Origin of the sequence: Tychonema sp. LEGE 07196 (genome assembly GCF_963890365.1) — a bacterium.
In the GTDB taxonomy this organism is placed as follows: domain Bacteria; phylum Cyanobacteriota; class Cyanobacteriia; order Cyanobacteriales; family Microcoleaceae; genus Microcoleus.
The window spans coordinates 50,135-58,883 of record NZ_CAWPRX010000167.1 but is presented as its reverse complement, the minus strand read 5'-3'; the positions used below and the strand labels follow the sequence as shown (position 1 = coordinate 58,883).

At 47.4% G+C, this 8,749-nt stretch carries 7 protein-coding genes; 4 read left to right on the top strand and 3 right to left on the bottom strand.

Annotated features, from left to right (window positions below; all coding sequences use genetic code 11):
* Both AACV78_RS19380 and AACV78_RS19375 read left to right on the top strand, forming a co-directional pair.
* On the top strand, positions 1-2,117 hold a 2,117-nt coding region (locus AACV78_RS19380; RefSeq protein WP_194074328.1), incomplete at its 5' end, for an Ig-like domain-containing protein.
* A 561-nt stretch (positions 2,118-2,678) separates the two neighbouring features.
* Positions 2,679-3,353, top strand: coding sequence for a Uma2 family endonuclease (locus AACV78_RS19375; protein WP_194012084.1), 675 nt, complete (start codon positions 2,679-2,681; stop codon positions 3,351-3,353).
* Between the two features lie 210 nt (positions 3,354-3,563).
* Here the strand turns inward: AACV78_RS19375 and AACV78_RS19370 are convergent, their stop codons facing one another.
* A complete protein-coding gene (locus AACV78_RS19370; RefSeq protein ID WP_194012083.1) occupies positions 3,564-4,013 on the bottom strand; it encodes a hypothetical protein in 450 nt (149 codons plus the stop codon).
* A gap of 153 nt (positions 4,014-4,166) precedes the next feature.
* Between AACV78_RS19370 and AACV78_RS19365 the strand changes: the two genes are divergently transcribed.
* Both AACV78_RS19365 and AACV78_RS19360 read left to right on the top strand, forming a co-directional pair.
* Positions 4,167-4,481 carry a Clp protease/crotonase-like domain-containing protein gene (locus AACV78_RS19365; RefSeq protein WP_194012082.1) on the top strand — a complete coding sequence of 105 codons (315 nt, stop codon included), beginning with the start codon at positions 4,167-4,169 and terminating at the stop codon, positions 4,479-4,481.
* 25 nt (positions 4,482-4,506) lie between these two features.
* The gene (locus AACV78_RS19360) at positions 4,507-6,648 is read left to right on the top strand and encodes a pentapeptide repeat-containing protein (RefSeq protein ID WP_194012081.1); all 2,142 of its coding nucleotides are present in this window, start codon (positions 4,507-4,509) and stop codon (positions 6,646-6,648) included.
* Positions 6,649-6,852: 204 nt separating this feature from the next.
* On the opposite strand, the gene AACV78_RS19355 is transcribed toward AACV78_RS19360, so the two are convergent.
* Positions 6,853-7,071 (bottom strand): hypothetical protein, encoded by a 219-nt coding sequence (locus tag AACV78_RS19355; RefSeq protein ID WP_194012088.1) that lies wholly within the window; start codon positions 7,069-7,071, stop codon positions 6,853-6,855.
* Positions 7,058-8,632: an FAD-dependent oxidoreductase gene (locus AACV78_RS19350; RefSeq protein ID WP_228042356.1), complete on the bottom strand. Its 1,575-nt coding sequence runs from the start codon at positions 8,630-8,632 to the stop codon at positions 7,058-7,060. The genes AACV78_RS19355 and AACV78_RS19350 overlap by 14 nt, the downstream gene beginning before the upstream one ends.
* Positions 8,633-8,749 lie beyond the last annotated feature (117 nt).

Sequence of the window (8,749 nt, the reverse complement as noted above, 5' to 3'; positions counted from 1 at the left end):
GCGAGATCGATATCGACGTTCTCGCCAACGACAGCGACCCCGACGGCGACCCCCTGAACCTCAGCATTTTCAAGACTTCAGACAACGGCAAAGCAGAAGTCAGGCACAACGGTACGCCGGACGATCCGCAAGACGATTACATCGCCTACACCCCCAATCCCGACTTCAGCGGAGAGGATGTGTTTTTCTATCAAATCGACGACGGTAAGGGAGGTACGGCTGTTACCAAAGTGAAAGTGACAGTCGATCCCAACCATTCACCGATCGCATCTGGGGATGCTGCCACTGTAAATGCTGGCAGCGCGATCGATATCAACGTCCTCGCCAACGACAGCGACCCCGACCGCGACCCCTTGAACCTCAGTATTTTCAGGCCTTCCAACAACGCCAAAGTCGAAGTCAACAACAACGGTACGCCGGACAATCCGAACGATGATTTCATTACCTACACTCCCAATCCCGACTTCAGCGGGCAGGATATCTTTCACTATCAAATCGCAGACGGTAAGGGAGGTTCGGACGTTACCAAGGTTGAGGTGACAGTGAAAGCAGTCAACAAATTGCCGATCGCGATCGACGATCGCGTTACCACCCATCGAGACACTGCTGTCAACATTCCAGTGTTAGCAAATGACCGCGATCCAGACAACGATCCCCTAATTTTGACAGTTTTGACCAACGGAGCCGGCGGCAAGGCTGAAATCAATTTTAACGGCACTCCAGACAAGGCTGATGACTTCATCACTTACCATCCCCACCGTGACTTCTGGGAGACGGACAGCTTCACTTATCAGATCGATGACACTCGCGGGGGAACAGCGACAGCTACTGTCACGATCGAGTTTGCCAACAAATTGCCGATCGCGATCGGCGATAGCGCCACCACCGATCAAATCACTCCCGTCAACATCCCCGTATTAGCAAATGACAGCGATCCAGACGGCGACCCCCTGATTTTGACGGTTTTGACCAACGGAGCCGGCGGCAAGGCTGAAATCAATTTTAACGGCACTCCAGACAAGGCTGATGACTTCATCACTTACCACCCCCACGGTGACTTCACCGGTCAGGACAGCTTTACATATCAGCTTGACGACAGTCACGGGGGGACAGCGACAGCCACTGTTAACATCACCGTCAATCCGATTGCAAATCCCCCGATTGCCCCTTTACTTTTGAACGGTACCCCCGATCCAGATACACTGATGGGCGCGGAGGGTGACGACACCATCAACGGCGACGCTGCGGATGATTTCATCGATGGTGAGGGCGGCAATGACCTCATTGACGGCGGTTTAGGCAATCTCGATCGCATTTTCGGGGGTACAGGCGACGACACCATTACCGACCCCGACGGCGTAAATGATGTTCAAGGCGGTGTTGGCAATGACAGCATCAATATCACTTTTGCTGAAACCTGGGATGACAATACTAATCCTAACGATACACTGCGTTCCGATGAAAAAATTATCGGCGGCACCGGTAACGACAGCATTACTGTCACCATGAACGACTTTCGTTTCTTTATCAACCTCAAAGCCGATGAAGCTGCGAGTTCCAATGCTGACGGCAATGATGTAATTAACCTCTTAGGAACCTACGCCAATTCAGTTGTTGACATGGGAGGTGGCGACGATACATTTAATGGTGGCTTAGGTGATGACAGTGTTGTCGGCGGCGGTGGCAATGATACGCTAATTGGCGGCGATGGCAATGATACGCTAATTGGCGGCGGTGGTAACGATCTACTTGCAGGAAGTGCAGGCGATGACTTGCTAACTGGTGGTGGCGGTGACGATCGGTTTTTGTTTAAATCGAACGGTGTTTTTAATACTGCTGATTTTGGGAGCGATCGCATTACTGATTTTACGACCGGTACAGACAAAATCCTCTTATCTCAAACTGCATTCGGAACAATTACTTCTGCTCAAATTGCCTTTGTGGATAGCGATTTAGCAGCAGAAACCAGCGATGGATTAATTGTTTGCAGCCTCGCCACAGGCAAGTTATTCTTCAACCAGAACGGGGCACAAATTGGTTTGGGAACTGGTGCACTATTTGCCACCCTTGACAATACTCCGTCCCTGACAGTCAGCGACTTCCTGATTGTCAATTAATAATATCATGTCCGATCGATCGGACATGATATTATTATGCTAGCGCCCATTACGGCATTCAATATTGTAAAATATATTGAACTCATTTGCCACAAAGATACCGAAAATATACAATAGACCTCTTGCAAAAAATAATTAGGACGGGCTCTTCGGCCCATCCCACAATCAAAAATAACTCTTGTGGGATGAGCCCCAGATCCCATCCCATCAATTGATGAAAAGGATTTTTGCAAGAAGTCTAATACTAAAAGCCGGACGATCTGGACAGTTTCAGATTAATTGTTCTGATAACCAATGCCCAATACTTCGGCTTCGCCGACGATGGCAAGTTGCCCGTGCCCGCGCCCAATTCCCTATAGAATCCATTTGACATCTTTGAATTTTTGGGTTGGGTGACGATAAATATATTTTGACGAAAGGGGCGAGAAACCGGGTTTCTACAAATTTTTGGTTGGGTGACGAAAAATATAGAGAGAAACCCGGTTTCTGAGATTTGCGAATAGATATCAAATGGGTTCTATACAGACAAGCATCGCAAACTTAAATAAATTGGAGGTTGGAATGGTAACGCTGCAATTGAGACAAATCAGTGTACCGCCTGGACATAGGGTGCTGTTCCATGATGTAAGTTGGCTGGAATTTGAAGCAATTTTAGAGGAGTTGGGAGAACACCGTGCTTCCAGAATCGCTTACAGTCAAGGAATTTTGGAGATTAGGATGCCACTGCCAGAACACGAGAAAGCTAAAACGATTATTGGCTATTTAGTGAATATTTTGTTTGAGGAACTTGAAATCGACTTTGAACCATTTGGTTCTACTACTTTTAAGCGAAAAAGTATGTTACAAGGAATTGAACCGGATGAATGTTTTTACATTCAAAATGCTGCTCTAATGATTGGCAAAAAGCGCATCGACTTAAGTATCGATCCGCCGCCGGATTTAGCAATCGAAGTGGATCTAACTTCCAAAACTCAACTGGAAGTTTACGAGGCGCTGGGAGTTCCTGAAATCTGGCGGTACGAAAATAAAAGGCTTCAGATTAATGTGCTTGAAGATGGGAAATATGTTGAATCGGCAATTAGTCCAACATTTCCCAATTTGCCAATTGTTGAAGCTATTTCTGAATATTGCGAACAAAGTCAAACAGCGGGGACGAGTCAAACTCTCCGATTGTTTCGCAAGTGGGTGAGAGAACAAATTATATCAATTCCGGTTGCACCGTCAGGTGATTGTTGACTGTTGACTGTTGACTGTTGACTGTTGACTGCTGACTGTTGACTGCTGACTGCTGACTGTTGACTGCTGACTGTTGATTCTGGGTCGAAAAACTGAATGGTTGAGTGTTAACTGTTGGCTCGATTTTATGATTCCGATGCAACCGGAAACGAGATCGCGCTTTGAGGACTAATGTCCTGACTACCAACTTGCTACAATCTAATTGCTTTTTTAGTTGCGCTGTTGAGTGATAGAGAGAGAGTAAGGGTGTTGACCTTGAGCCCGATCGCCCACAAAAATCACATAAGTTCCCTTGTCCCCATAACCCGAAAATTCTACGTTCCCCGCAGCAGCATTCGCCGGTAGGACGCAGAAACGACCCCTGGGCCCCTGAATCATCAAACTCGGCGCTCCCGCCGTTTGTACGGCAATTTTCCAGTATGGCAAATCCTGCGTTACTTCGATCACCTGGTTCGGCCCGGCGGCCACGAAACCGCAGTCGCCGCTATTGTTCGGGCCGCCGGAGACTCCTGAAACACTCAGCGGTTCGCGAAATCCCGGAGCAATTTGTAGCGGTTGGCTCCGAAGGGCCCCCGGTGCAGTTAAAATCATTCCTAGGGCTAGGATTGCGATCGAGCCAAAGCGCAGTCTGGGGCGATCGCACGGATAGTATATCTTCATTTTTATCCTTATTTATCCGAACACAATGGCGGAAGGTTCCACTTCTTTGACGGTAGAGGATAATGAGCGGTTCCGAACACGCTAATGTGACTCTTATTAATGTGACCGCCCTAAAACGATCGGCGTACAGCTAAACTAACTCCCAATTTTTTTATGAATCCTCAAAATAAGTTCAATTTGCAGCAAGCGATCGCACAACTAAAAGCTAAAGTAGAGCGATCGTCCCTCATCCAACAAAATCCAGATAGCTATCAAGCGCTCGGAACCTTCTACAATCAATTTCTGGACAAGTTTCAAAAACTCCCCAAACCAGGACAAGTGGCAGTCTTTGCCGTCGGAGCGATCGTGGTTCTGACAGTCTTCAATAGTATAGTACAGCTAATTTCGGCCCTGATGAGTCTTGCCGTTCTCGGAGTGCTAATCTACATAGCGTACAAATTGGCAATATCTGCTGATTCGTCCAACTAACGACTAAAAATAGGAAATTATAAATATGGCTAACCCAACCGCATCCGGTGATGATATTAATCAACCCGATCCGTCTCCATCTTGGCAGACAAAATCCCAGCAAATGCCACTGCTGGTTCGCAGGTGCGGCGCTTGGGCCGTTGAAATTTCCTTAATTGCCGCCAGCGCCCTCGTTCCCTTCAGTATCGGGGCGTTGGTCAACAAGGACGCTCAAACCGTGCCCCTAAATTCCTCTGTAGCGGCAACATCGGAAACTGTAGCCCGTATTTTGGGCGTACCCGTGCGCGATCGCAACCCGAGAGTCGCACCCCTAACTAATCTATTCTGGTCGGGGGCGCTGCTAGCACCGCTAGTTTTAGCGGCGTGGGAACTATTTTTGCTCGCCAGAACCGGTCAAACACTCCCGAAACGCTGGTTTGCGGTTAAAGTCGTCACAGCTTTTGGTACTCCTCCGGGTTGGAGGCGAGTGCTGATTCGCGAAAGTTTGGGGCGCTGGGGAGTGCCTCTGAGCGTAGCCTACGGCATTTGGCGCTTATCCGGCGCGTTTCCTGATTTAATCATTTTAGGGGGGCTGAGCGGCTTGGCAGTGCTGGCAGACGGCGCTTTTGCCTTCCGCTACAAACGGCAATCGGGACACGATCGCCTCGCGAATACTTTGGTGGTCAATGCGCGATCGATCGAACAATCTGCCAATCCTGTCAACAATCAAGATTGGACTGAGGAAGACGCGCAGATTGCGGCTGTGGTTTTGACTCGCGAAACCAATGTCAAAGAAGAACCCAGTTTGTGGAATTGGATGCGCCAACATCCAGGCACAACTTTAGTGATAGTTACCATTGGCAGCGCGGGATTAATTTTAACTTTGTTTGTTGGCACTTTGATCTACACTCAAAGTCAAGCAAATATGCGGGATTCTCGCCAGCGGAACGACGAATTATTTGTGGCTTTGGTTAGTAAATTGTCTCCAGCTTCGCCCAGCGGAACATCGGGGAGGCGATCGGCAATTTTGGCTTTGGGGGCGGTGGAAGATTCCCGCGCCATACCGCTGTTAGCGGATTTGCTAACCCAAGAAGATAGCAGCTCAATGCTGGACGCGATCCAACAAGCTTTAGTCAGTAGCGGGCCGAAAGCTTTACCTGACTTGCGGCGATTAAACCAAGGGCTCAGCAACGAGATCGAATCCCTGCGCTACCGGGGGAAAGCCTCGGAACGCGAGTTAGCCGCTACCCGTCAGCGAACAGTGCAAAGGGCGATCGGCAAAATTCTCACAGTGTATAGCAGCCAACTCAACGGTGTCGATCTCAGTCGCACCGACTTAAGTCAAACTCCTGCCGGCCCCGCTCAATTTACCTTAGTATTAGACAAAGTGGACTTATCAGGAATTAAGCTGAGAAACACTAATTTAACTAATGCCAGCTTGCAAGGAACTCGCTTTTACGGCACCGGCGAAGACAGGCGTCCGGGTACATTTGACGATTGGATTTCCGACTTGAGTAGCGCTAATTTTGAAGGAGCAAATTTAACCGGAGCATCTTTAAATAGTGCTGTAATGAACCGCACTACTTTTGTGCGCGCTGTCCTGAACAAAGCTAATTTGTCAAGCGGAAATTTGAATGGAGCTAATTTTAGCAGTGCTCTTTTAATTGGCGCAAATTTGCAGCAAGCAATATTAAAAGATGCAGCTTTTACGGGTGCAGATATCGGCAGCGCGAATTTGTCTGGAGCCGATTTGTCAGGCGCGCGTTTGGGCAAAGTCAAGGGCCAAGGCGCTCAGTTATCCTTGACAAATTTGTCTAAATCGGAATGGCAAGGTGCAGATTTATCCGGTGCAAATTTGAAAAGTGCAAACTTACAAAATGCCGATTTGAGTTCTGCTAAACTCGCCAACGCCAATTTTCAAGATGCTCGGTTGCAAGATGCTAATTTGCGGAATGCCGACCTGAGTTCGGTTGATTTTAGGAGCGCAAATGTAGCGGGAGTGAATTTTCAAGGGGCTGTATTTCAGGGTAAAGCGGCTTCCGATCAGTTTATTCAAAGTCCTGCAGGTAGTAAATCAGGTAGATTCCAAGGAGTTGATTTTGCCGACGCTAAAAATTTAGATAAAAATCAAATTGCTTACATTTGTTTGCAGGGAGGTATTCATCCGAAGTGCTCGCAGAAGAATTAAAAATTGATTTGTAGTGAGGACTCAAGGGGAGCATTTCATTTTTGTAAAAAGCATTTTTTGTTTGAGTCCTGTCCTCGCTCGCTTGGTGATAAAATCTCGTGCGAGGACAGGACTACAAAAGCTAGCGCGCTTGATGCTCCTTCTTCCTTCTTCCTTCTTCCATCTTCCATCTTCCATCTTTTCACCCTGAGCGAAGCCGAAGGGTCATCTTCCTTCTTCCATCTTTTCACCCTGAGCGAAGCCGAAGGGCCATCTCCCTTCTTCCTTCTTCCTTCTTCTTCCTTCTTCCGACGGACTTACATCCGTTACATCCGTTACATCCGTTACATCCGTTACATCCGTTACATCCCGTACATTGCTCGTTGCCGAACTTCCTTCTTCCTTCTTCCTTCTTCCTTCTTCCTTCTTCTTAAGCAATAGCATCCGCACCGACAAGTGTCTCGAATTGCGCTAATAGCCTTCCATCAGCATTGTTTGCAACTCCAAAAATTTTAGGTAACTGACCTGTTTCAACGAGAACTTGTCTCACTTCGGCGTTAGATATATCAGCTATATTTTTATTATTAAGAATAGCATTAATGGCAGCGATACCGACACCTTGACCAACTGCGGCGTTGAATTCAACAATTCTGCCGACGGAACAGGCGAACCCTTCAAATCCAGAACACGGACTGACAACTGCCAGGTTAGGAATGTTTTTCATCACTGCGTGGCGGATGCCAATATTGAAGGTAGGCTGTTTAAAACTCAGACTTTTAAACCACCCTAAACTGTTGGCTTTTTCCCCCATACCGGGGATGCCTCCGCGCACATCAAAATGATAGCTAAATGTTGCCAGTGCTTGATTAGCCGGTACGCCACCTAACAGCATTTGTGCGCCCGTTAAAGGTTCTACAACTCCCGTCACATTGCCTGCGTGTCTGATATACAGTTCTGAGGCAGAAGTAACAGAAGTAGCCCCCAAACTCCTCAGCCAAGTTGCTACGAATAAAATCTCTTTTTGCATATTAGCCGTCGGTTTACTCCCGCTTTTAGCTAAGGCTTCTGCTTCGCTGCTGGTGACTGCAAATAATAGCGCGTTCCACGAAAGTCTGCTATTTGGAAGTATGGCGATATTTCCCTCGTCTAAAATTACGCCGGTTTCAGGAAAAGATAGCTTTGTTCCTCTAAAGGAGTGGTAAGCTACAGACAGCGCAGGCGATCGCACGTCGATGTAATCGTTACCAGCCCACAGAGTTTTGAGATTTCCTCTGGTGTCGAGCATTTCCTGTCGGAGTTCTTCTGCTAGTTGGGCATCCTTGCCTGCAGCGTACAGCAAAAATTTTTGACTCTCAGAATCGGCGAGGTTTGTGAAGCGTTTTAGATAAATGTAATCGAGTTCTTTCAGTTTTCTTACACTGAGTCCTTGGGTTTCAAAAACGAGGGTGACTGGAAGTTCGGAGTTGGGCAGACCAAAGGTTTCAAATCCCTTTAGCTTTTTCGCGCCCGCAGCTTGAGCTAATTCGCCATTGACAGTGGCATCAATAAATTGCTTTCCTGCATAAACTATGCCTTTAGATGTGGTTATGCTGGCAATTCTTTGGCGTTCTTTATTGACTGATTGAATTTCTACTTTGCTGAGGATATCGACGCCTGCTTGTGACAGCATTTCTTGCAGCGCTGCGCTGGCTTTGCGGGGATCGAGCGCGATCGCACTGACATTGGATTTTTGCAGGAACTCTTGATAGATTGTCGCTGGTGAACCAAAGGTATCTAACTTTAAAGATTGTCGCAGTTCTCGATCTATCTGGCTTCTGTCTAAATAAGCCAGACCGCCTCTGACTAAATGCCCGCCAATTCCTTCTTGCAAGTTTGCTTTCGACATCAGCAAAACCCGCGGATAGCGCTTTGTCCGGCGGCGGTATTCTCGGGCTGCTGAGATAACGGCTATAACTCCTGGAACTTCATCACCAAAGCCGATGACATCGTAAAAACGCAGATCCATGACCATTATTTAATAACCTCTCCAGATTTTAATTTTTTCGAGCTGCTTGTCAATGTTTGCTGTCAAACTATCTGTTTTTCCCAAATCTAGCTCGATATTTCCTGATTTTTGAGATAA